This is a genomic window from Caballeronia sp. BCC1704 (genome assembly GCF_902833455.1).
Lineage (GTDB): Bacteria > Pseudomonadota > Gammaproteobacteria > Burkholderiales > Burkholderiaceae > Caballeronia.
In genome coordinates this window covers 425,262-447,946 of the sequence record NZ_CADFFT010000001.1, presented here as the reverse complement: position 1 = coordinate 447,946, position 22,685 = coordinate 425,262, and the positions used below count along the sequence as shown (strand labels likewise).

The 22,685-nt window shown below is 66.1% G+C and carries 18 protein-coding genes; 9 read left to right on the top strand and 9 right to left on the bottom strand.

Translation table 11 applies throughout. The annotated features are described in order from the left end of the window. Positions 1-152: 152 nt before the first annotated feature. A complete protein-coding gene (locus HWX53_RS02060) occupies positions 153-521 on the bottom strand; it encodes a hypothetical protein (RefSeq protein ID WP_175938971.1) in 369 nt (122 codons plus the stop codon). Positions 522-994: 473 nt separating this feature from the next. Here HWX53_RS02060 and HWX53_RS02055 point away from each other — a divergent pair, with 473 nt between their 5' ends. Beyond that, positions 995-2,014 (top strand): bile acid:sodium symporter family protein, encoded by a 1,020-nt coding sequence (locus tag HWX53_RS02055; RefSeq protein ID WP_175938969.1) that lies wholly within the window; start codon positions 995-997, stop codon positions 2,012-2,014. An 87-nt stretch (positions 2,015-2,101) separates the two neighbouring features. Here the strand turns inward: HWX53_RS02055 and HWX53_RS02050 are convergent, their stop codons facing one another. Then, complete coding sequence (locus HWX53_RS02050; protein WP_175938967.1) at positions 2,102-2,287, bottom strand: hypothetical protein; 186 nt, start codon at positions 2,285-2,287, stop codon at positions 2,102-2,104. Positions 2,288-2,422: 135 nt separating this feature from the next. Between HWX53_RS02050 and HWX53_RS02045 the strand changes: the two genes are divergently transcribed. The 6 genes from HWX53_RS02045 (at position 2,423) to HWX53_RS02020 (ending at position 7,810) form a co-directional block, all read left to right on the top strand. Further along, a complete protein-coding gene (locus tag HWX53_RS02045; protein WP_175938966.1) occupies positions 2,423-3,205 on the top strand; it encodes a PIG-L family deacetylase in 783 nt (260 codons plus the stop codon). Between the two features lie 794 nt (positions 3,206-3,999). Beyond that, complete coding sequence (locus HWX53_RS02040; RefSeq protein ID WP_175938964.1) at positions 4,000-5,019, top strand: LacI family DNA-binding transcriptional regulator; 1,020 nt, start codon at positions 4,000-4,002, stop codon at positions 5,017-5,019. Further along, positions 5,016-6,278, top strand: a complete 1,263-nt coding sequence (locus HWX53_RS02035; protein WP_175938961.1) for an AGE family epimerase/isomerase — start codon at positions 5,016-5,018, stop codon at positions 6,276-6,278. Before HWX53_RS02040 ends, HWX53_RS02035 begins: the two co-directional genes overlap by 4 nt. Before the next feature lie 5 nt (positions 6,279-6,283). Further along, positions 6,284-7,195: a carbohydrate kinase gene (locus HWX53_RS02030; protein WP_175938960.1), complete on the top strand. Its 912-nt coding sequence runs from the start codon at positions 6,284-6,286 to the stop codon at positions 7,193-7,195. Between the two features lie 98 nt (positions 7,196-7,293). Next, positions 7,294-7,515, top strand: a complete 222-nt coding sequence (locus tag HWX53_RS02025; protein ID WP_159837620.1) for a hypothetical protein — start codon at positions 7,294-7,296, stop codon at positions 7,513-7,515. A gap of 49 nt (positions 7,516-7,564) precedes the next feature. Beyond that, positions 7,565-7,810, top strand: a complete 246-nt coding sequence (locus HWX53_RS02020) for a hypothetical protein (RefSeq protein WP_175938958.1) — start codon at positions 7,565-7,567, stop codon at positions 7,808-7,810. An 8-nt stretch (positions 7,811-7,818) separates the two neighbouring features. On the opposite strand, the gene HWX53_RS02015 is transcribed toward HWX53_RS02020, so the two are convergent. Then, positions 7,819-8,457, bottom strand: a complete 639-nt coding sequence (locus tag HWX53_RS02015) for a glutathione S-transferase (RefSeq protein ID WP_175938956.1) — start codon at positions 8,455-8,457, stop codon at positions 7,819-7,821. 256 nt (positions 8,458-8,713) lie between these two features. On the opposite strand from HWX53_RS02015, the gene HWX53_RS02010 reads away from it, so the two are divergent. Further along, positions 8,714-12,292 (top strand): indolepyruvate ferredoxin oxidoreductase family protein, encoded by a 3,579-nt coding sequence (locus HWX53_RS02010; protein WP_175938954.1) that lies wholly within the window; start codon positions 8,714-8,716, stop codon positions 12,290-12,292. A gap of 98 nt (positions 12,293-12,390) precedes the next feature. Here the strand turns inward: HWX53_RS02010 and HWX53_RS02005 are convergent, their stop codons facing one another. Beyond that, a complete protein-coding gene (locus HWX53_RS02005; RefSeq protein ID WP_175940567.1) occupies positions 12,391-13,710 on the bottom strand; it encodes an EAL domain-containing protein in 1,320 nt (439 codons plus the stop codon). 318 nt (positions 13,711-14,028) lie between these two features. Between HWX53_RS02005 and HWX53_RS02000 the strand changes: the two genes are divergently transcribed. Further along, positions 14,029-15,696, top strand: coding sequence for a Na+/H+ antiporter (locus tag HWX53_RS02000; protein ID WP_175938952.1), 1,668 nt, complete (start codon positions 14,029-14,031; stop codon positions 15,694-15,696). Positions 15,697-16,151: 455 nt separating this feature from the next. Here HWX53_RS02000 and HWX53_RS01995 read toward each other — a convergent pair whose 3' ends face one another. The 5 genes from HWX53_RS01995 to HWX53_RS01975 form a co-directional block, all read right to left on the bottom strand. Then, positions 16,152-17,453 carry a solute carrier family 23 protein gene (locus HWX53_RS01995; protein ID WP_175938951.1) on the bottom strand — a complete coding sequence of 434 codons (1,302 nt, stop codon included), beginning with the start codon at positions 17,451-17,453 and terminating at the stop codon, positions 16,152-16,154. A gap of 859 nt (positions 17,454-18,312) precedes the next feature. After that, a complete protein-coding gene (locus tag HWX53_RS01990; RefSeq protein ID WP_175938949.1) occupies positions 18,313-19,872 on the bottom strand; it encodes a methyl-accepting chemotaxis protein in 1,560 nt (519 codons plus the stop codon). A gap of 465 nt (positions 19,873-20,337) precedes the next feature. Beyond that, a complete protein-coding gene (locus HWX53_RS01985; protein ID WP_159837606.1) occupies positions 20,338-20,880 on the bottom strand; it encodes a response regulator transcription factor in 543 nt (180 codons plus the stop codon). 36 nt (positions 20,881-20,916) lie between these two features. After that, positions 20,917-22,215 (bottom strand): ATP-binding protein, encoded by a 1,299-nt coding sequence (locus tag HWX53_RS01980; RefSeq protein WP_175938947.1) that lies wholly within the window; start codon positions 22,213-22,215, stop codon positions 20,917-20,919. Positions 22,216-22,345: 130 nt separating this feature from the next. Continuing rightward, positions 22,346-22,555, bottom strand: a complete 210-nt coding sequence (locus tag HWX53_RS01975) for a cysteine-rich CWC family protein (protein WP_175938945.1) — start codon at positions 22,553-22,555, stop codon at positions 22,346-22,348. Positions 22,556-22,685 lie beyond the last annotated feature (130 nt).

Genomic DNA, 22,685 nt, shown 5'->3' with positions numbered 1-22,685 from the left:
GCGGAAAAAAGAGGGGAACGTCTGACAGGAAAAGTGACGCCTTATTGTGGCGAGATTACGTCACCGTGACATGCGGGCTGGACGCGCCAATTGTTTTTCGTTAACTGGACGAAGGACGAAGTCGCGCGATTAGGAGACGCGAGTTAGACCGCTCAGTTGCGGAAGTTCGACGCGGCAGGCGCGCGGCCGTCGTCCGATGGGCGGCCCTGCGGACGGGGCACGTTGCGTTCTTCGTTATAGCGTGTGATGTCCGCGCGGATGGAGCCTGTGCCGTGAAACGCCGTGGCTTGCTCGCCACGAGGCGTCGGGCGCATCTCGGCGCTCACGGGTGTGAGCCCTTCCTTGGCGGCGATCGGCGTGGCATGCAGCGACTGGCGGCTCGCGGCCGAATCCTCGAACACGGCCGACGACAACCACTCGACGCGCGGCCCGGCGAGCGCGAGCGATCCCGCCGCCGCGAGCGCGATGAGCGCGGTGGAAGCGAGAAACCGAGTCGTCTTGCGAAAGCCTGTGGGCGCCATGTCAGAAGTGCCTGCATCCAGCACGAGAATTCATCCGTTCAACCGCAACCTAGCCGTCGAAGGAAGCGCGAGCCGTCATCGATGCCGGCGAACAGCCATCGATGTGAGCGATGAGCGCATCGCCCGACCAGCGCATCCAATAATTTATTAACCTTCGCGCGAGCCGTCGAGCCAAAAAGTGTTAGGCCCGCGCGATGGTTGTAACACCATGTTACGTCAGAGTTTTTTCGCTTCGCGGTCCTTATTTGCGCGCTGATTCTTAGGACGATTGCATCGTCTTCTGCGGGCACGCGCGGTCTAAAATTTGCTGTGCGACGGCACGACTCCCGCTCGCTCTCATGCGAAAATGGAATCAATCGATCCAAGAAATGAATTTGCCAATTCAATCGACCGCAGGCGAAAATCATGGTTTTCCCTGACGCGACGCTAGCCAGACCAAACGGCCCGGCGCGCCCGAGTGCGAGACCTCTTAGATGGCACGGCCCAAACTCCTTCCTGACAACTTCACGCTTGCGTTAATCGGCACCGTCATCATCGCCAGTTTGCTGCCGTGCCGCGGCACTGCGGCGGTCGCGTTCAACTGGATCACCGACATCGCCATCGGGCTGCTGTTCTTCCTGCACGGCGCGAAGCTCTCCCGCGAGGCGATCGTCGCCGGCGCGACGCACTGGCGTCTGCACTTGCTCGTGCTGCTCAGCACCTTCGTGATGTTCCCGCTGCTGGCCGTCGCGCTCAAGCCTGTGCTGAGTCCGCTCGTCACCCCGGCGCTCTACACCGGCATCCTGTTTCTCTGCACCTTGCCGTCCACGGTGCAGTCCTCCATCGCGTTCACTTCGATGGCGAAAGGCAACGTGCCGGCCGCCGTGTGCAGCGCGTCGGCCTCCAGCCTGCTCGGGATTTTCATCACGCCCGCGCTCGTCGGCCTGCTCGTGAGCAATCACGGCGCGACTACCGGCTCGCCGTGGCACACCGTCGGCAATATCGTGCTGCAACTGCTCGTGCCGTTCATTGCCGGCCAATTGCTGCGTCCGGCCATCGGCAAATGGGTGGACCGCCACAAGCCGGTGCTGAAGTTCGTCGATCAGGGCTCCATTCTGCTGGTCGTCTACGTCGCATTCAGCGAAGCGGTGAACGAAGGCATCTGGCATTCGATTTCCGTCTCGGCGCTGGCGGGCCTGCTCGTCGTGAACATTCTGCTGCTCGCCGCTGCGCTCTTCATTACCGCGTTCAGCGCAAAACGGCTGGGCTTCAGCCGCGCGGACCAGATCACGATCATCTTCTGCGGCTCGAAGAAGAGTCTCGCGTCCGGCATTCCGATGGCGAAGGTCATCTTCGCTTCCCACGCCGTGGGCGCGGTGGTACTGCCGTTGATGCTCTTCCATCAGATCCAGTTGATGGTCTGCGCCGTACTGGCGCAGCGCTGGGGCTCGCGCAGGACAGCCGCCGAGCCTGCGCGCGAAGGCAAAACCGTCGGGGCGCCCGCCCGCCGTTGACCGCTGCATCGTCTTTCTCCGCTTTCCGTCTAGGCCGCCCCGTGCGGCCTTTTTGTCATTTGAGCCGATGCGTCGTTCGACGTCGACTCAGCCGAACGGCATAGGCAAAACAACCTGCTCGCCGGCAGCATCACGCAACAGGCCGATGCCCGAAGTCCGGCGCTTTTGCCTACGCCATTCGGCCGAGTGTGAATCGGGTACATGACTTGCCACACTGCGGTCATAACTCGCATAGGCGAGAACGGGGAAAGCCATGAACCACACATCACTCATCCGTGATTCTTTGCTGAAAGGAGCCGCTCACTGCGGCGATCCGGCACGGCGCGTTGGCGCGCCGCCGGGGTCTGTCCGCGCGTCGCATGCTGCCGGCTCGGTCAAGCTGCGCGCGAAGGGATAGGAGCGCATTGCATGGCTACGCTGAAATCGGGCGTTTCGCCGTCGCAACAGGACGAGGCTTCCGCCCGAGGCACGCCGGAAGCCATGTGGCAAAGGTGGGGCCGTCTCGGCGCCTTGCCGGAAGTGCATTCGAGCGATCTCGTGCCGCCCGGCGCGCGGGCGGTCGTTCTGGCGCCGCATCCCGATGCGGAAGTTCTGGGCACCGGTGGATTGCTCGCGCAGCTATCGGAGACGAGCAGGAACCTGTTGATCGTCGCAGTTACGGACGGCACTGCCAGCCACCCGAATTCGACCGAATGGACGCCGGAGCGCCTCGCCGCCGTCCGTCCGATGGAAACGCGCGAGGCCTTGCAGCGGCTGCATCTGCGAAACGTGCAGGTGGCAAGGCTCGGCCTGCAACACGGCAGCGCGCAGGACATGGAGCCGGGCTTGTCCGGTTATCTCGCCAGCCACTTGCGCCCGGACGACATCGTCTTCGCGACCTGGCGTTACGACGGCCATCCGGATCACGAGGCGGTGGGACGCGCCGCGTTTTCGGCCGCGACTGCGCTCGGGTTGCCATTCGTGGAAGTGCCTCTTTGTACCTGGGACTGGGCGTCGCCGGACGATACCCGCGTACCGTGGAGCCGCGCCCGCAAGATCGTGCTGGACGATGCAACGCTTGCGCGCAAGCTGCGAGCCGTGCAGGCTTTCCGCAGCCAGATCGAACCGGACACGGCGACAGGACAGGCGGCCGTGCTGCCGGAACATGTGCTTGCGCGACTGACGCGGCCTTATGAGGTCGTGCTCATCTGAACGGCGCGTGACGGTGCGGGGTTGCGCGAGTCGGGCATTTCGAGCTAACGCGACGGATCAGGGCACACAGGCTGCGCCGCTTTCGACGGCAAGCTCGAGATCGCGGCATTCACTCAATCCGGGCGTGACTAGCGGCCAATGCTGACGTGCGAGCGAGCGCTACGCAGCCCGCTCGAAGCGAAAGCGGCGCCGACGCAGGCGACGATTTCGCCGGCAATTTGCCTGCGGCTTGCGCGAGCCATAAACGTGTATGGGTGTGAACGCGCACGGCGATGCCGCGGTGCTCGCGAAGCAACCGCCGCGAGGAAACGTGCAGGCGCCCGGCGTGCAGGCACTGTCGGATGCCGCTACAAGTCCGCGGTCGCGTCCGTTCGTTCGTACAGCCAAGTCATGATGGCGACTAATGCGGCTTGCAAGTTAAGTCCGAGACGACCGCGCGTCACGATGCTGTCTCGCCGGCGAATCAGACATGACGAGCGAACGCGCAGCGCAGAGCACGTCATCGCTGCGGCGTACCGCCGAAAGCTCGATTAAGGAGCACGGCAGGCCGACGCGGGCCGCGCGCGACGGTGCCGACCGGCAAGCGCACCGCACGCCGCGCCACTCGGCTCTACGGCCAAACACGTTGGTCCTTTTACTAAACAACCGCTTCAACCCCAAGCGCCTATCCTGCAAGCCTTAGTGGTTTCCTCTAAGCGCTCCCGCACGCGTCCCGCTGCACTTTTACTATACAATCCGCCCCCACAAGCGCCGCATATGTCGCGCGCTCTCGCCTCATCATAGAGAACAACACGATGGCCACTACCATCCGCGATGTCGCACGCGCGGCGAGCGTCTCCATCGGGACGGTTTCGCGTGCGCTCAAGAACCAGCCGGGTTTGTCGGAGGCCACGCGCGTGCGCGTCGTCGAAGTCGCGCAACGTCTCGGCTACGATTCGGCGCAGCTGCGCACGCGCATTCGTCGCGTGACCTTTCTGCTGCATCGGCAGCACAACAATTTCGCCGTCAGCCCGTTCTTCTCGCAAGTGCTGCACGGCTTCGAAGAAGCCTGCCGCGAGCGTCGTCTCGTGCCGTCCGTGCTGACCGCCGGACCGACGCAAGACCTCGCGCAGCAAATGCGGCTGCACGCGCCGGACGCCATCGCGGTCGCGGGCTTCGTCGAACCGGAACTGCTCGCGCATCTGCAGTCGCTCGCGCGGCCCATCGTGCTTATCGACTTGCGCGCGCCCGGCTTTCGTTCGGTCGACATCGACAACGCGAAGGGCGCGGCGCTCGCCATGCAGCATCTGTTCGCGCTCGGACGGCGGCGCGTCGCGTTCATCGGCGGGTCGCTCGCGCATCACAGTATCGCGCAGCGGGCGCTCGGGTATCGCAAAGCGTATTTCGACGCGGGCCTGCTCTTCGATCCGACGCTAGAAATCACCGCGCAGGCCGGCGTGCCCGCCGATGTCGCCGCGGCCGACGCGATGGAGCGCCTGATCGCCGAGACGCGCGCAAGATCGAGTCCGCTGCCCGACGCGGTTTTCGCCTATAACGATGCAGCGGCCCTCGCGGCCATGCGCGTCTGTCTCGCGCACGGTTTGCGCGTGCCGGAGGACATCGCGTTCGTCGGTTTCGACGACATTCCCGCCGCCGCTCACAGCGCGCCGCCGCTCTCGACGGTCGCCGTGGACAAGGAAGCACTCGGGCGGCGAGGCGTCGAGTTGCTGCTCGACGATCCTTCGACCCCGCCGGATCAGGCCGACTCGCTGATGAGCGTGGAATTCATCGCCCGCGCGAGTTCGGGCGCGAAAGAGGAGATCCGCACGCCATGAACATGACCGCTTCAGCCGCCGTCGCCGCCGTCGTTTCGGGCGAAGCGCCGGAAGGTGGAATCGACTTCCGCAGCCGCGACTTCCTGCTTTCGCACGTCCGCGACACGCTCGCCTTCTACGCGCCGAACGGCCGCGATCCCTCCGGCGGCTTCTTCCACTTCTTCAAGGACGACGGCACCGTCTACGATCGCACGACGCGCCATCTCGTCAGCAGCACGCGCTTCGTCTTCAACTACGCGATGGCGTATCGCCACTTCGGTGATGCGCAGTTCCTAGACGACGCCCGCCACGCATTCCGTTTCCTGCGCGACGCGCACTGGGACGCCGCAAACGAAGGCTACGACTGGGAAATCCAGTGGCGCGACGGCCAGAAACGCACGCTCGACGGCACGCGCCATTGCTACGGCATGGCGTTCGTGCTGCTCGCGTGCGCGCATGCGGCCATGGCGGGCATCGACGAAGCGCGGCCCATGATCGACGAAACGTTCGCGCTCATGGAACGCCGCTTCTGGGACGCCGAAGCCGGTCTCTACGCAGACGAAGCCACGCCCGACTGGCAGCTTTCGGACTACCGCGGGCAGAACGCGAACATGCACGCGACCGAAGCCTTGCTCGCCGCGTACGAGGCGACCGGACACGTGCTCTACCTCGACCGCGCCGAGAAGATTGCGGGCAACATCACGCTGCGGCAGGCGCGGCTGTCGAATGGCCTCGTGTGGGAGCATTTTCACCGCGACTGGTCGGTGGACTGGCATTACAACGAATCGGACAGCTCGAACATCTTCCGGCCGTGGGGCTTTCAGGCGGGGCATCAGACCGAATGGGCGAAGCTGCTGCTCATTCTGGAACGGCATCGCGCGCTGCCGTGGCTCGCGCCGCGCGCCATCGAACTGTTCGACGCGGGCTTTTCCCGCGCCTGGGACGACCGGCACGGCGGCCTGTACTACGGCTTCGGCCCCGACGACAGCATCTGCGACCACGACAAGTACTTTTGGGTGCAGGCCGAGAGCTTCGCGGCGGCGGCGCTCCTCGGCGCGCGCACCGGCAGCGAACGCTTCTGGGACTGCTACGACGAACTCTGGCGCTATAGCTGGGCGCATTTCGTCGATCATCGCTACGGCGCGTGGTATCGCATACTGACCTGCGACAACCGCAAATACGGCGACGAAAAAAGTCCCGCCGGCAAGACCGACTACCACACGATGGGCGCGTGCTACGAAGTGCTGAACGCGCTCGCCTCGCCGCACAACTCACGGTAAGCACGATGGCAACCGATCACACCACTTTTCCGCAGTTCGTCTCGGCCGGCGACATCCTCACTGACCTGATCCGCACCGGCGAGTCCAGCTGGCTGTCGCGTCCGGGCGGCGCGGGCTGGAACGTCGCGCGCGCCGTCGCCCGGCTCGGCCTGCCGACCGCGTGCGCAGGCTCGCTCGGCACCGACAATTTCTCCGACGACCTCTGGCAGGCGAGCGTCGCCGCGGGCCTCGACATGCGCTTCATGCAGCGCGTCGAGCGTCCGCCGCTTTTGGCCATCGTCCACAAGACGCAACCGCCGACCTACTACTTCATGGGCGAAAACGGCGCGGATCTCGCCTTCGATCCCCAGAAGCTGCCGCAAGGGTGGATGGAGCGCGTGAAGTGGGCGCACTTCGGCTGCATTAGCCTCGTGCGCCAGCCGCTCGGCGCGACGCTCGCCGCGCTCGCCGCGAAACTGCGCGAGCACGGCGTGAAGATCAGCTTCGATCCGAACTACCGCAACCTGATGGAGCACGGCTACGAGCCGATCCTGCGCAACATGGCGGGCCTCGCCGATCTCATCAAGGTGTCGGACGAAGACCTGCAGATGCTGTTTCGTGGCATTCCCGAGGAAGACGCGCTCGCGCAACTGCGCGCGATGAACCCGCAAGCCACCGTGCTCGTCACGCGCGGCTCGTCGGAGGCGACGCTCTATGCCGGCGATGAAGCGTTCAACGCGCGTCCGCCGGTCATCGAGGTGGCGGATACGGTCGGCGCAGGCGACGCGTCCATCGGCGGGCTGCTCTATAGCCTGATGGCGCGTCACGGCGGCTGGCCCGAGCATCTGAAGTTCGCGCTCGCGGCGGGCGCGGCGGCGTGCCGTCATTCGGGCGCGCATTCGCCGTCGCTCGACGAGGTCGAGGAATTGCTCGGCTAAGGACTGAGCGCGGTCATGCGCCGCAGTCACACGCGGCGCATGACCGCGTGCTAGCATGAATTTCATGCTTAAGTCCTTGGGCCAGAGGCGAATCCATCATGGAAGACACGACCTACACGAAAGGCATCTACACCGCGACGATCGGCGTGCGCGCCATCGACGGCGGCAAGTTCCAGGGGCTCGTCTCCCTCTCGCGCGACGACGGCGAGCAGCCCGACGCGACGCTCTACGAAGTGGAAGCGGCATCGGAGAACGAGCACGAAGCACTCGACGAAGCGCGGGCGCTCGCGCACCGCATCCTCGGGGAAATCGAACTGTAGCTGGCAGAAAGACGGCGCGATCGCGCCGTCCACTGCATCGGAGGGCGACATGCCGGACCAGGTCTTCCTATATGGCGTCTATTCCATCCACGTGCGGCCGATCGAGCTTCAGGGCCCGCGCTGGGACGCCGAGTACGAGATTCGCCATCTGGACAAAGCCGTGCAGGACTGGAAGACAGTCGGCGGCGACGACGGGCTCCCGACGTCCCACGAAGCCATTCAGCTTGCGCACCTGCGCGCGGTCGCGGACATCGACGCCGGCGCGGGCATTCCGAAGCCCCGCGCGTTTCCCTGACTCTCCGCTCAATCCACCGGCATTTTCGGGTGCGGCCTGAGTCCGAGGCGCTCGGCCTCGCGATGATCGATCGCGGCCGCGCGCTCGTAGCCTTCGCGCGCCACCGCCCGTTCGACGTAATCGAAGAGCACGCCTTGCGGCTCGATCAGCCTCGCGACGAACGCGATCTGCAACGTGCTCGCGAGCAGGATGTCGGCGGCGGTGAACGGCTCGCCGAGCAGCCACGGCCCTTCTTCGAGCGCGCTTTCGATCGCATGCTCCACCCGCGCGAGGTCGCCCCAGCCGAAGCTGAAGGTGTTGCCCTGCGCGCCGGTCATGCGCTCGGCCATCGCCGGTTCCAGGCATGAGCCGGTGAAGAACATCCATTGCAGGAACCGGCCGCGCGCCGGGTCCGAAAGCGGCGCGCCCAGACGCGCGTCCGGAAAGCGGTCCGCCAGATACAGCAGCACCGCGCCGGATTCGGCCACGCGCACGCCGCCGTCGTCGAGCGCGGGGAGCTTCGACATCGGATTGACGCGGCTGAACGCGGCTTCGTTCTGCGCGCCCGCCCGGATATTCACGAACGCCAATTCATACGGCTCGCGCAGTTCTTCGAGCATCCACAGCGCGCGAAACGCGCGCGTCTTCGGCCAGTAGAAGAGTTTCATCGGCGTCGGCCTTCTCTCGTTTTTCGGAGCGTTCAGGTTAGTCCCAATCAGCGCCGCCACGCGAGCGGCACGGCTGCGGGTTTACGCCGACGCGCGCCCGGATCGAGCAGATTTCTCCCGTTTATCCCGAAAAAGCCTGCATGGCTTCTCAACGTCTGCCGAATTGCAGCGAGTGCGAAAAAACATTCCGCTTTCGGTGACAAAAAATGACGTGTCGCCTCACAGACCCGCCTCACATACAAAGAACGAGACAACCATGAACGCACGCGTCCCCGCCGATGCTTTGTCGCCTCGCCTCAACGAACCCGCGCTGTCCGACTACCAACTCGCCGACAACCTGAGCGCCACGGGCGGCCGAATCTTCCTGACGGGCACGCAGGCGCTGGTGCGTCTCGTGTTGATGCAACGCGCGCTCGACCGCGCCGCGCATCTGAACACGGCCGGCTTTATCAGCGGCTATCGCGGCTCGCCGCTCGGCATGGTGGATCAGCAATTGTGGAAGGCGAAAAAGCTGCTCGCGTCGCATGACGTGCGTTTTCTGCCCGCGATCAACGAAGAACTCGGCGGCACCGCCGTGCTCGGCACGCAGCGCGTGGAGAGCGACCCGGAGCGCACCGTCGATGGCGTCTTTGCGATGTGGTACGGCAAAGGTCCGGGCGTGGACCGCGCGGGCGATGCGCTCAAGCACGGCAACGCGTACGGCTCGTCGCCGCACGGCGGCGTGCTCGTGGTGGCGGGCGACGACCACGGCTGCGTCTCGTCGTCGATGCCGCATCAGAGCGATCAGGCGATGATCGCGTGGCATATGCCGGTGGTGAATCCGTCGAACGTGGCGGACATGCTCGAATTCGGGCTGTACGGCTGGGCGCTCTCGCGCTTTTCGGGCGCGTGGGTCGGCTTCAAGGCCATTTCCGAGACGGTCGAATCCGGCTCGACCGTCGATCTCGACGCGTTGAAGACCGACTGGACCGCGCCCGAAGGCTTCACGCCGCCGCCGGGCGGCCTGCATAACCGCTGGCCCGACTTGCCGAGCCTCACCATCGAAGCGCGCCTGCACGCGAAGCTCGACGCCGTGCGCCACTTCGCGCGGACGAACAGCATCGACAAGTGGATCGCGCCGAGTCCGCGGGCGAACGTCGGCATCGTGACGTGCGGCAAGGCGCATCTCGATCTGATGGAGGCGCTGCGCCGCCTCGAACTCACGGTTGACGATCTCGACGCCGCCGGCGTGCGCATCTACAAAGTCGGGCTGTCGTTTCCGCTCGAAACCACCCGGCTGGATACGTTCGTCGAAGGGCTCGCGGAAGTGCTCGTGATCGAGGAGAAAGGGCCGGTCGTCGAGCAGCAGATCAAGGATCATCTGTACAACCGCGCTCAAGGCGCGCGGCCGGTCGTGATCGGCAAGACGACGCAGGACGGCGCGCCGCTGCTCTCCGCGCTCGGCGAGTTGCGGCCCTCCCGCGTGCTGCCGGTGTTCGCGCAATGGCTCGCGCGCCACAAGCCGGCGCTCGACCGCCGCGACAAAGTGGTCGATCTCGTCGCGCCGCAGATTCTGTCGAATATCGCCGATGCCGTGAAGCGCACGCCGTACTTCTGCTCGGGCTGCCCGCACAACACGTCGACGAAAGTGCCGGAAGGATCGGTGGCGCAGGCGGGCATCGGCTGTCACTTCATGGCGTCGTGGATGGAGCGCGACACGACCGGCCTCATCCAGATGGGCGGCGAAGGCGTGGACTGGGCCTCGCACGCGATGTTCACGAAAACGCCGCACGTCTTCCAGAATCTCGGCGACGGCACGTACTTCCACTCGGGCATTCTCGCGATCCGTCAGGCCGTGGCCGCCAAAGCCAACATCACGTACAAGATTCTCTATAACGACGCCGTCGCGATGACGGGCGGCCAGCCGGTCGACGGCAGCATTTCCGTGCCGCAGATCGCGCGCCAAGTGGAGGCGGAAGGCATCGCGCTGCTCGTCGTCGTGAGCGACGAACCGGAGAAGTACGACGGCCACGAGGACCAGTTCCCACGCGGCACGACCTTCCATCACCGCAGCGAACTGGATGCCGTGCAGCGCCGCCTGCGCGAAACGGCCGGCGTGACCGTGCTGATCTACGATCAGACGTGCGCCGCCGAAAAGCGCCGCCGTCGCAAGAAGGGCGAGTTTCCCGATCCGGACAAGCGCCTTTTCATCAACGAAGCCGTGTGCGAAGGCTGCGGCGATTGCGGCGTGCAGTCGAACTGCCTGTCCGTCGAGCCGGTGGAGACTGAACTGGGACGCAAGCGCCGCATCGATCAGTCGTCGTGCAACAAGGACTATTCGTGCGTCAACGGCTTCTGCCCGAGCTTCGTCACGCTCGAAGGCGCGAAGCTGAAGAAAGCGGACGGCCACGCGTTCGATCCCGCCGAACTCGCGCGCCGCGTCGATGCGCTACCGCCGCCGCGCGCGCATCTGAATCACGCGCCGTACGACATGCTGGTGACGGGCGTGGGCGGCACGGGCGTCGTCACGGTCGGCGCGCTCATCAGCATGGCGGCGCATCTGGAGGGCAAGAGCGCGTCGGTGCTCGATTTCATGGGCTTCGCGCAGAAAGGCGGCTCCGTGCTGTCGTTCGTGCGCGTGGCGAGCGAAGACGCGTTGCTCAACCAGGTGCGCATCGACACGCAGCAGGCCGACTTGCTGCTCGCCTGCGATATGGTCGTGGGCGCCAGTCCCGAAGCGTTGCAAACGGTGCGGCATGACCGGACGAAGATCGTCGTCAACACGCACGCCATTCCGAACGCGAGCTTCGTGCAGAATCCGGACGCGAATCTGCACGCCGACGCGCTCCTCGACAAGATGCGCCACGCGGCCGGCGCCGATGCCGCCGATGCCTTGTACACCTGCGACGCGCAAGCGCTCGCGACGCGCTTTCTCGGCGATACCATCGGCGCGAATATCGTGATGCTCGGCTTTGCGTGGCAACTCGGCCTCGTGCCGGTGTCGCACGGCGCGTTGATGCGCGCGCTGGAACTGAACAACGTGGCGGTTGCCGCGAACAAGCTGGCCTTCGCGGTCGGTCGGCTCGCTGCGGCGGATATGAATGCGCTCGATTCGCTCGCGTCCTCAGCGCAACCGAAGCGCGTCGCGATGGCGGACATGCCGCTTGCCGATCTCATCCGCGATCGCGAGGAGCGCTTGCGCGCGTATGGCGGCGCGAAGTACGTCGAGCGATATCGTTCGCTGATCGCGCAGGCATCGGCGAATGAAGACGTGAAGCGCGCCGTCGCGATCACGTTCTACAAGCTGCTCGCGGTGAAGGACGAATACGAAGTCGCGCGCCTGCACGCGGACCCGGCGTTCCGCGCCGCGCTCGCCGCGCAGTTCGAAGGCGCGCCCGGCGACGCTTACACGGTGAAGTTCAACCTCGCGCCGCCGGCTTTGTCGCACGGCGCGCCGAGGAAGAAAACCTTCGGCCAGTGGATGTGGCCAGTGCTCGGCGGCTTGTCGAAGCTGCGCGCGCTGCGCGGCACGGCGCTCGATCCGTTCGGCAGAACGCTCGAACGCCGCATGGAGCGCCAGCTCGCGAAGGACTACGAAATCACGATGCAGCGCGCGCTCGCGAAACTCGACGCCGGCAACGCAAAGGACGTCGCGGCGCTCGCCGCGCTCTTCGAGCGCGTGCGCGGCTACGGTCACGTCAAGCTCGCGAATCTCGCGATGGTCAAACGCAGCGAGCGCGAACTCGTCGCGCGGCTCGGCATCGAAGCGGCGACGGGCGATGCCGTGCGCGCGTCGATCGAAGCGATGAAGGGCGCGTCGTCGCTGAAGGGCATTCCGGTCGTCGTCGCGAAGTGAGCGGCATTGGTCGGCTTGAGGTGGCAGCGTTCATCGAACACAGGAAGTGCCCGTCGTCGCGCGACGGGTTTCCGGTCGTCGTCGCGAAGTGAGCGACGTCAGTCGGCGTCGTCGTCCGGCAGCCAGTCGATGTCGCCGCACAGCACGCAGCGCTTGCCGCCGGAGCGCGTCTCGACCGAGAGCGTGACGCACGGCATCGCCTCGTTGATCGACAGATACGGCTTCGTCACATGCACGCGCTCGGGGTCGCCGAGCGCCGCGCGAAAGTACGGACGGCGCAGCCAGTTCGCGCCCTGCGCATCGACGAGCGGCAGGAAGCGCGCTTCGTGCGCGGCGCGGTCGGCGCGCAGCACGACATTGCGGCCCGACTGCCGGCCGTTCTGGTCGAGCAGAAAGCAGCGCGCGGCGTGATCGAGTGCGAGGAAGTTCCAGCACACTTCGTCGAGCGGTTCGCCCGCCGCGAGCCGCTCCGCCGCGCGCTCGAACGCGCGCACGTATGGCTGAAGCCGTGTCGCGACGCGCCGCTCGCGCGCTTCCGTCTGCAAGCGATACCGCTCCGTCAATTCGCCGATGATGTTCTGCGCATGCACGCCGTCCGCGAGCCCCGGATGCGGCCGCGCGAAGAAAAAGCCCTGCACGAAGTCCGCGCCGCTCGCGAGCGCAAGCTGCGCCTCGTGCTCGGTTTCGACGCCTTCGATCAGCACGAGCTTGCCCGCCTCGTGCAGCAGCGAGACGATGCCCGACAGCACCGCTTCCATATTGCGACGCTGCTTGCGCGTGCGGTCCGACAGCGGCGCATGCACGTTGTGCCCGGCGTGCGACAGCATCACGCGGTCGAGTTTGACGATATCCGGATCGAGTTGCCAGATTCGTTCGATATTCGTGTGTCCCGCGCCGAAGTCGTCGAGCGCGATTAGAAAGCCGTGCTCGCGGAACTGCTGCACCGCCTGCGCGAGACGCTCCATGTCCGCGGCGCTCTGCTCCAGCACTTCGAGCACAACGCGGCGCGGCTCGATATGCAGCCGCTTCAGATTGGCGAGCAGCGCGGCCGCGTGATACGGCTCGGTCAGCGCGCCCGGATGCACGTTGAGGAACAGCCATTCGTCCTGCGCGCCGAGCATCTTGAAGTTTTCGAGATGCAGCGCCTGCGCGAGACGGTCGATCTGCAACGCTTCGCCGACGCGCGACGCCTGCGCGAACACATCGACCGGCGGCACGGGACGGTCGAGCGCGTCGTGCGCGCGCAGAAGTCCTTCGTAGCCGACCGCGCGCATGTGCGACAGGCTGAACACCGGCTGGAACACGCTGGAGAGCGTCCACTCGCCGTGCTCGACCGAATAGCGGTCCAAGCCCGACATCACGCCGAGCTCGAAGCTGCGCGCGGAGAGCGTCGTCTTTTCGGGATTGGCGATCACCATGTGGATGCCCCCGCGCGCGCGCCGCGCGCTTCCTGCTCCGGCCCCGCGCCGGTCCCGCCCGATACCGTTTTCATAAGAACCGCCCTCGATGATCTCGTCGGGAGTCTCGCGTCCCGTGGCAGTCGATAAAGCAAGGTCCATGCGCGGGAAGCCGCCGTGTTTGTCGGGCATTCGCAGGCTTCGTGCACCGCCAGCGGGCGGCGAACGCATGCACGCGCACCGCGCAAGTGCGTCGCGCAAAATGCCGTGGACGAAGCGTCGGGCTACACTCTCGCGTCGTCTCGAAAATAAACGGACGCCCGCGCGTTCGCATCCGGCATGGAAATCGTCTTCACCGTTCTCATCCTGCTGATGATCGTGGCGCTGTCCGGCGTCGGTCTCAGCCTGCTGCCGGTCAAGCTGCCGCTGCCGCTCATTCAGATCGCCATCGGCGCGATGCTCGCGTGGCCCGGCTTCCGGCTGCATGTCACATTCGATCCCGAGCTGTTCATGCTGCTGTTCATCCCGCCGCTGCTGTTCGCGGACGGCTGGCGGATTCCGAAACGCGAGCTGTATCTCGCGCGCCGCGCCGTTCTCATGCTCGCGCTCGGGCTCGTGTTCATCACCGTGGGCGCGCTCGGCTACTTCCTGCACTGGATGATTCCCGCGATGCCGCTTCCCGTCGCCTTCGCGCTCGCGGCCGTGCTGTCGCCGACCGATGCCGTCGCGCTCACGGGCATCGCCGGGCGCAACCGCATTCCGGCGAACCTCATGCATATTCTGGAAGGCGAAGCGTTGATGAACGACGCGTCGGGTCTCGTCGCGCTGAAGTTCGCGATCGCGGCCGCGCTGACCGGCGTGTTTTCGCTGCACGAGGCGGCCATCAGCTTCGTCGTGATCTCGGTGGGCGGCCTCGCGATCGGCGCGGCGATCAGCTGGATCGTCACCGAGATACCGGCGCGCGTGCTCAAGTTCTCCGAGGACGACGATCCCGCCGCGGGCGTCATCCTGACCGTGCTGATTCCGTTCGCGGCCTATGTGATCTCGGAGCGCGCGGGCTGCTCGGGCATTCTCGCGGCCGTTTCCGCCGGGATGATGATGAACATCCAGAGCCTGCGCGCGACGATTCCGAGCGCCGTGCGCGTGCGCATGACGAGCACGTGGACGATGATCGAGTTCGTCTTCAACGGCATGGTGTTCATCCTGCTCGGCTTGCAGTTGCCGCACATCATCGGGCGCGCGCTGATCGAGGCGCATCAGGACGGCAACGCGCAAGTCGGCCTGCTGATCGGCTACGTGATCGCGACGGTGCTCGCGCTCTACGCGCTGCGCTTCGTGTGGGTGTATTGCCTGCGCTGGGTCGCGAGCCGCAGCGCGGCGAAGGTCGGCATCGAAAGCGCCGCGCCCGGCTTGCGCACGCTGGCGCTGACGACGATCGGCGGCGTGCGCGGCGCGGTGACGCTCGCGGGCGTGCTCTCGCTGCCGGTCACGCTCGACAACGGCGCGGCGCTGGCGGGGCGCGATCTGGCGATTTTCATCGCGTCGGCGGTGATTCTGGCTTCGCTCCTGATTGCGGTCGTCGGCTTGCCGGTGGTGCTGCGCGGCGCGAAGCGCGAGCGCAACCCGCATGCGGCGGAGGAGCGGCTGGCGCGTCGGCGCGCGGCGCAGGCGGCGATCCGCGCCATCGACGAAACGCACGCGCTGCTCACCGACGACATGGACGAAGCCGCGTCCGCCCGCTGCGCGGATTCGACGGCGCGCGTGATGGACACGTATCGGCTGCGGCTGGAATCGCTCGGCGACGAGGAAGCGCCGCGCGTGGCGGCGAGACGAAGCGAGATCGTGGAAACGCGCCTCAGAATGGCGGCGCTGCGGGCGGAGCGCGCGGAACTGCTGCGGCTGAGAACGGATCAGGCGATCAACGATGAGACGCTGAACAAGCTGATGCGGGAGATCGATCTCTCGGAGACGGCGATCGTGAATCGTAAGCGGGGGATGACGGCGTGAGCGTGGGCGCGGCGGTAAGCCACGCCGGAGTTCATCGCGCAGAAAGTGATGCCTACTGGCTTCGACGACGCGTCACACGAGCCGGCGGCACGGAACCCCGTCGAAGTGATCCGTGACTCGGCGCCGGCGGGAAGTGGCGCGTGGACGTTTCGGATCAGCGCCTACGACACGTTGATCACGCGCAAGCAGAAGTTGTTGTGATGATCGCGCGTACGGTGTCTCATGCGTCGGGCCACCGTTCGCGCCGCGGGCGCCAACAATGCGTCAGGCTTTCGAATTGCGTGAAGACTAACGCCGCTAGCGTATTGGCGCTTGGGCCTCGGCGCGGGCGCAACGCAGTTGGCAATCAACCCTCGAGCACGGTCGTCGAGATTAGCGTCGAACGCGATGGCGCGCGGGAATCACCGCCTTGAATGTCGACTTCGCGCCCCGTCGCCCGCGAAGTCGACCAAACATCAAACGACACCCGCCCCGCGCCGGCGCAGGATCGCATAAAAAATGATCGCGCCGAACGTCGCCGTGCCGATGCCGCCGAGCGCGAAGCCGCCGAGCTTCAGCGTGAAATCGCCTGCGCCGAGCACGAGCGTCACCGCCGCGACGATCAGATTGCGGTTATCCGAAAAGTCCACCTTGTTGACGACCCAGATGCGCGCGCCCGTCACCGCGATCAGCCCGAACACGACGATCGACACGCCGCCGAGCACCGGGCCGGGAATCGTCTGGATCAGCGCGCCGAACTTCGGCGAAAAGCCGAGCACGATGGCGAAGAGCGCCGCGATCACGAACACGAGCGTCGAGTAGATCTTGGTGACTGCCATGACGCCGATGTTTTCCGCGTAGGTCGTCACGCCCGTGCCGCCGGCAAAGCCCGAGACGATAGTGGCAAGCCCGTCGCCGATGAACGCGCGGCCGATGTACTTGTCGAGGCTGCGTCCGGTCATCGCGCCGACCGCCTTGATGTGGCCAAGATTTTCGGCGACGAGAATGATGGCGATGGGCGCGAGCAGCGTCATGGCCTGCGGCTGGAAGACCGGCGCGGTGAAGTGCGGCAGGCCGAACCACGCGGCGTTCGAGACGATGCCGAAGTCGATCGGCTTGCCCATGCCCATGCCGTTGGTCAGCACCGCGTAGATGATGTACGCAATGGCGAGGCCGATCAGAATGAGCAGCCGCTGCGCCATGCCGCGCGCGAACACCGCGACGCCGCCGACGCACAGCACGGTGACGAGCGCCATCCACGAATCGAAGTTGCTGCCGCTCACGCCTTTCACGGCGATCGGCGCGAGATTCAGCCCGATCACGCAGACGATCGAGCCGGTGACGACGGGCGGCATCAGCGCTTCGATCCAGCGTGTGCCGACTGCCGCGACGATCGCGCCGATGACCGCATACGCCACGCCGCACGCGATGATGCCGCCGAGCGCGACCGGAATGTTGGGGTTCGCGCCGTGCCCGGAGTAGCCCGTGACCGCGATCACGAGCCCGATGAACGCGAAGCTGGAGCCGAGATAGCTCGGCACGCGTCCGCCTACGAGCACGAAAAACAGCAGCGTGCCGATGCCGGACATGAAGATGCAGAGATTCGGATCGAAGCCCATCAGGAGCGGCGCGAGCACGGTGGAGCCGAACATCGCGACGACGTGCTGAATGCCCATCGCGATCATTTGCGGCCAGGGCAGGCGCTCGTCAGGCCCGACGACGCGCCCGCCTTCGGCATTCGGCTGCTCGGGCCAGCGCGGGAAATAGGAATCGGACATGGGCAGCTCTCCTTCTCGGCGATGATGCGCCGGCCACGCGGCGCGCTTGATTCTTCGGACAGGCGCGAGTGTACGGAGTGGGCCGAACCGAGGCAAGCGAGCCGAAAATCGGTGTTGCTTATGCGATGTTGGGCGCGGTTTCGCGGGGGTTGGGGTTGCGTGGGCGCTGTCGCGTGGTGTTGCGGGCTTAGTCGCCGGCGAATCGGCGACGGAGGTGGGCCTTGCCGCACGCCTACACGCAACGTTGCCTGCGCGATCGGCGAACGCTGTTTTGCAGCGGCATTCGCTTGATGCGACGACGCGTGAACCCGCCACCGGCTTGCAGGCGAATCCGAACCCTTATGCGGGCGCCTGCACGCGACGTTGCCCGCGTAATCGGCGCGCGCTGTTCAAGCGGCGTTCGCTCGATGCGACGACGCACGAACCGACACCGGCCTGAGGGCGAATCCGAACGTTTCCGCGCGCCTACGGGCGATGCTGCCTGCGCGATCGGCGGGCGCTTCTTCAGGCGGCGTTCGGTTGATGCGACGACGCGCGAACCGGCGACGTCCTGCGGGCGGAGACAGACCTTCTCGCGCGCCTACACGCGACGTTGCCTGCGCGATCGGCGGGCGATTCTTCAAGCGGCGTTCGCTCGATGCGACGACGCGCGAACCGGCACCGGTTTGCGGGCGAACGCGAACCTTTCTGCGCGAACCGACACCGGCTTGCGGGCGAACGCGAACCATCGGCGCGCACCTACACGCGACGTTGCCTGCGCGATCGGCGGGCGCTTTTTCAATCGGCATTCGCTCGACGCGAAGACGCCCGAACCGCCACCAGCCCGCGCAAGCCCTGCCTCCGCCGCCCTGCCGTCCGCTTAAGCGCGCCCTTCGAGCTCGAACACCGCCACCGCGCCTTTCAACTGCTCGGCCTGATCCGCCATCGCCCCGGCCGCTGCTGCGGCCTGCTCGACGAGCGCCGCGTTCTGCTGCGTCACCTGATCCATCTGCGCGACCGCGCGATTCACCTGCTCGATGCCCGCGCTCTGCTCGTGCGACGCCGCCGAAATCTGCGCCATGATGCCCGTCACGCGCTGCACGGCTTCCGTGACTTCCGCCATCGTCGCGCCGGCGCGCTCGGCAATCGCCGCGCCGCTGTCCACGCGCGCCGTCGAGGCTTCGATCAGTTCCTTGATCTCCTTCGCCGACATCGCGCTGCGCTGCGCGAGCGAGCGCACTTCGCCCGCCACGACCGCGAAACCGCGTCCTTCCTCGCCCGCCCGCGCCGCTTCGACGGCTGCGTTTAACGCGAGAATGTTCGTCTGGAACGCGATGCCTTCGATCACCGCGATGATGTCCGTCATGCGCTTGCTGCCTGACGCCAGTTCGCGCATGTTGTCGACCACTTCGCCGACCAGTTCGCTGCCGCGCGCCGACACGTCCGACGCGCCGCGCGCGAGCGTGGTGGCTTCGTCGGCATTGCTCGCGTTCTGGCGCACGGTCGCGGTCAGCTGCTCCATGCTCGACGCGGTCTCTTCCAGCGACGCTGCCTGTTCCTCCGTGCGTTGCGAAAGGTCGGTGTTGCCCTGCGCGATCTCGCGCGATGCGAACAAAATCGACTCGCTCGCGTGGCGAATGCCGCCGACGATCTCCGCGAGCTTGCTGCTCATGTTGCCGAGGCTGTGCAGCATGCTGCTGTCGTCGCCGGGACGCGTCTCGACGCGCGCCGTCAGATCGCCTTGCGCAATGCGGTTGGCGATCTGCGCCGCATACGCCGGCTCGCCGCCGAGCTGCGCGGCAAGACGCCGGCCGATGACCACCGCGAGCACCGCGCCCGCCGCCATCGCGCCCAGAACGAGCGCGAGCAACACGACGCGCATGGTGTCGTACTCCGCCGCCGCGCTCGCGCGCGCCGCCGTCGCGCGCGCACGCTTGTAGTCGGCGAGCCGCTCCAGCGCGTCGCGCGCCTTCTCGCTCGCGGCAATCGCGCGTGCAATCAGCCCCATCTGATCGACGTCGATGGGCATCGGCTTCACGCCCATCTGCATCTGCACGATCTCTTCCCACGCGGCGACCGACTGGCTCGCGGCGTCGTAGAGCGCCGAGCCTTGCGGCGTCGAGAGCGTCGGGCGCATGCGCTCGAACGCGCGATGCATCGCGGCGAGCGATTCGCCCATGTCCTGCTTGAGCTTCTGCTTGCCGGCGTCGTCGGCGAAGGTCAGATTGGCGGCGTCGAGGTCCGTGTTGACCTTGTGCTTGTTGATTTCCTCCGCCCAGTAGAGGCCGTCCATGTGACGGTCGCCGATTTCCTCGACGAGGCTATGCATCTTGGCAAGCGACACCACGCCGGTTCCGCCCACGCACGCTGTGAACAGAATCACGACCGCGAACGACAACAGCAGCTTGCTCAAGACCGACAGGCGGTCAAACCCTTTCATCGATGTCTCCGAATGTCGCGAGCGGGCACGTCGAACGCAGCAGCGCGCACGCGCTCGCTTGCTTCCGGTCCCCGGCTCCTTTTCCGCGCCCCGCAGACGACGCCCGCGGACAGCGCTTTTCGCCGGTGCAATGCCGGCGTTGCGCGATACATGTCACGCACAAGGAGGCTTTACGGCGCTCGCGACGTGTTTCTTGAGCGCGGTATACCGGTCATATGGCGGAAACGTCGCCGCGCGCATGGCGGCATGGGAGACACCTTTCTTGTTGCTAACAAGCAGGCGATTAGGAGACTTCCTACTTTTCGGATTTATCGTATATAAGGGCGCGATGCCGCCACGTATGCTGCGTTCGTGCATATCCCCATGTATATGCACGAAGTCGTTGCAACTCTCCGATTACCGCCCTCGTTCCCCGGCTTGGGCGGTTCTTTTTTGTTCGTCGTTTTCCTGCGTGGCAGCGGTCGCTTACTGGCGCACCGGCTTCTTTGCCAGCTTGCGCTGCAACGTGCGCCGATGCATGTTGAGCGCGCGCGCCGTCGCCGAGATATTGCCATTGTTCTCCGCCAGCGCCCGCTGGATATGCTCCCACTCCAGCCGCGCCACCGAAAGCAGCGTCGGGTGCTCGATCGCTTCCTCGGCCGTCTGCTCGCTCGCCTCTTCCTGAAGCGCCAGCAGAATCGACTCGACGTTCGCGGGCTTCGCCAGATAGTTGTCCGCGCCGTCTTTCACCGCTTGCACCGCCGTCGCGATGCTCGCGTACCCAGTCAGCACGAGAATGCGCGCATCCGGCTGCAGGTCGCGCAACGGCGCGACGAGGCGCAGGCCGGAATCGTTGCCGAGATGCAAGTCCACCGTGATCTGACCGAACTTGTGCTGGTTCGCGAGCTTCACGGCTTCGTCCGCGTTGTGCGCCTGATGCGCCGTGTAGCCGCGACGCGCCAGCCCGCGCGCCAGAATGCCCGAGAAGACTTCGTCGTCGTCGATGATCAGGAAGTTGTTATCGCTCATGGTTCATTTCTCCTTGTTTCTCTTGGCCAAGCAGGTTCACGCCGCGCCGCTCGATTCCGTTCGCGCCGTCGCAACCGGCGCCGCCGCCGCGCCCCGGTTCGGCACCTTGAGCACAGCGCGCGTGCCGTGCGGCTCGGCCTCCAACAGTTCGATGGAACCGTTGAGCCGCGCCGCCGCTGCGAACGCGAGATAGAGCCCGACGCCGTGACCGCCCTGCGTGCTGTCGACAGGACCCGCGCCGAGCGACGCGCGCAGCGCGGGCGGAATGCCGGGGCCGCGATCGCACACTTCGAAGCGCACGTACCGCGCGCCTTCCTCCGTTTCGGCCGCGGCTTGCAGCGTCACGAACTCGCTGCTCGCGCGCGCGGCGTTGTCGAGCAGGATCGTGAGGATCTGGCCGACGGCCACCGCGTCGTCGATGGACGCCGTGGCCGGCGCTTCGCCGACTTGCTCGAACTCCACTTGCGGATGCCGCAGCCGCCATTGCTCGATGAAACTCGCGAGCCATTCGTCGAGCGGCTGCCGGTTCGACGGCCCGCTCGCCCGGCTGCGCAGCCGCGCGAGCGCCGACGTGCACAGCGCCATCTGCTGTTCGAGCAGTTCGAAGTCGTCCGCGTAGGGCGCGAGATTGGAGTCGTGCGCGGCGGCATCGCGCAATTCTTCGGAGAGCATGGCAATGGTGGACAGCGGCGTGCCCATTTCATGCGCGACGGTCGCTGCCTGCACGCCGAGCGCGACCGCGCGTTCATCGCGCAGATGACGCTGCTGCGCGTCGGCGAGCGCGGCGTCGCGCAGGCGCAGCGCCCGCGACATGCGCGCGACGAACCAGCCGATCAAGCCCACGCTCACCATGAAGTTGACCCACAGGCCGAGGCGGAAATAATCGAAGAGATTCGCCGGATTCTCGATATTGAGCGGCACGTAGTTGTAGCTGAGGAGCGCGTAACACGCGACGGCGAAGAGAGCGAGACACGCCATCATGTGCCACGGCAGGATGGCGGCGGCAATGGCGAGCGACGGCAGATAAAGCGTGACGAACGGATTGGTCGCGCCGCCCGACAGAAACAGCAGCGCCGACAGCGCGCCGAGATCGACGCACATCTGCCCGAACAGTTCGAGGTTCGTTTCGGGCCGCGCCCGCGCGACGCGCAGCCACGTCAGCCCGTTGAAGACCATCTCCAGCGCGATCACGAGCAGCATGGCCGGCAGCGGCAGATTCGCGCCGAGCCAAATCTGCACGACGGCGATGGTCGTCAACTGGCCGATGATCGCGAGCGAGCGCAGCCAGAACAGATGGCCGAGGTTGACGCGACCGGTATTCGTTATGCGATGCATGTGCCTTCGAGTGCGCGCCGGCAGCAACAGCGCGCCGGCAAGTCGTGGTTCATGCGGCATTATCCCGCTTGCGCGCGCCGCCGAACCGCCGATGGCGCGATTTGTCGCACCCCGCGCGGCATGCGCTCTGCTAACTCGAAATGCCGGCCTTTTCTATTTCGGCGAGCAGGCACGCCCGGCACAGACACACTTCGCCCGCGCGCAAGCGCTCGGCCGGCAACGCGGGCAGCGACGCGCACCAGCAGGCGGCATCGCCCGAAAGCGAGCCGCATCGGAACGCCGCGCCGCAGCGGGCGCACACGGCGCGCGGCGCGGGCGGTAGAGACGGTGGCTTCGTCATGGTGACGCGTGCGTGACAGCGAAAGATGAACGATGATCGCACGTAGCCGGCCGTGCCGGAAACCGCGGCGGCGTCGCGGCAAAACGTCATGTCGCCTCGCATCGGTCCTGTACAATTCCGCCTGTTTAAA